This is a genomic window from Paraburkholderia sp. LEh10 (genome assembly GCF_017814945.1).
Classification (GTDB): domain Bacteria; phylum Pseudomonadota; class Gammaproteobacteria; order Burkholderiales; family Burkholderiaceae; genus Paraburkholderia.
In genome coordinates this window covers 1-1,540 of sequence record NZ_JAGIPX010000196.1, presented here as the reverse complement: position 1 = coordinate 1,540, position 1,540 = coordinate 1, and the positions used below count along the sequence as shown (strand labels likewise).

Genomic DNA, 1,540 nt, shown 5'->3' with positions numbered 1-1,540 from the left:
TAGATACTATGGAGGGGCCGCGGAGATAAGCCTCCTAGAGTAAAACGAGGATTCCGACACCCGTTTTCCGAGAGGAGTACGCAAATGAATGCGCCTCGCACGGCCCTTCACGGGCAGGATACATCCATCACCGGATCGTTGTATGTCGCCTTTGAACTGGGTGACAGGAGCTGGAAGCTCTCGCTGGGCGATGGGGTGCGCGCGCCGAGCCGCTGCACAGTGGCCGCCGGCGATACCGCCGCAGTCTTCACGGCAATTGCGAAGGCCAAGGTGCGCTGTCATCTGCCCGCCGATGCTCCGGTGCGTAGCTGTTATGAAGCCGGGCGCGACGGTTTCTGGCTGCACCGCTGTCTTGAGGAACATCAGATCACGAACCTGGTGGTCGATTCTGCGAGTATCGAAGTCAACCGGCGCAGGCGTCGCGCCAAGACTGACCGGCTTGACAGCGACAAGCTGCTGTCGATGCTGATGCGCTACTACGGTGGTGAGCGCCGGGTGTGGGCGGTCGCACGCATCCCCACCCCCGAACAGGAAGATGACCGGCGGGTACATCGTGAACTCGGTCGTCTGCGGCAGGAGCGCACTGCCCATAGCAACCGCATCCGCTCGCTGCTGGTACTCCACAACCTGCGGCCCGAGCGAATCGGTGGCCGCGCGTGGGCGCACTGGTGGGCGCAGCACACCCCGCAACTGTTGCCAGCCCTGCGCGCCGAGATTGAGCGCGAATTCGAACGGCTGTCGCTCGCTGCCAGGCAGATCAGGGCGCTCGAGGTACAGCAGCAGCGCGAGGTGCGCAGCGGTGCGCAACCCGCGATTGCCCGGCTCGCGCGCCTTGCGGGTATCGGAGACGGCAGTGCCTGGACCCTGATCAGGGAACTGTTCGGCTGGCGGCATTTTCACAACCGACGCGAAGTGGCCGGCTGCCTGGGCCTGGCCCCGACGCCCTATGCCAGCGGTACCAGTGAAGTTGAGCAGGGCATCAGCAAGATCGGCAACAAGCGAGCCCGATGGCTGATGGTGGAACTGGCGTGGAACTGGTTGCGCTTCCAGCGCAGCAGCCAGCTAAGCGACTGGTTCAACGAGCGCTTTGCAGGCGGCGGCAAGCGTATGCGCCGCATCGGCATTGTGGCACTTGCCAGACGTCTGGCGGTCGCGCTATGGCGCTATCTGGAATTCGGCGAGATTCCCCTCGGGGCAACCCTCAAGCCCACTGCGAAGAAGGCGACAGCAGCGACCTGAGTAGCCAACGTCGAGCGGCAACAGCATTTGAAGGTTCGGCGCGCCCGGACAGTAAGAGGGTTACCTTACGCAGGTAACCGTAGTTCTAGATGGGGCGCGTCCGTAATGGGGTGGTTCCAGCGCCTTGCGCATGCGGTATGTGGTGCCCGGTCTCGTGCCAGCACGGATAGAAGTTGGTCCGGTCAAGTGTCCGGACTTCAGACACCCCGACCTCACTACTGTTCTTGTCTGATATGGAGGATTGCAAAACATCTGATCGAGCAGGTTATCCACCGCCGGCCAGCGTCGTGGTCGTAACAGG

General features: G+C 62.8%; 1 protein-coding gene. It reads left to right on the top strand.

What is annotated here, in order from left to right; translation table 11 throughout:
* The first annotated feature begins 84 nt into the window (after window positions 1-84).
* Entirely contained in the window at window positions 85-1,239 is a 1,155-nt protein-coding gene (locus tag J8I87_RS43895; protein ID WP_209938882.1) for an IS110 family transposase, read from the top strand.
* The last annotated feature ends 301 nt before the right edge of the window (window positions 1,240-1,540 follow it).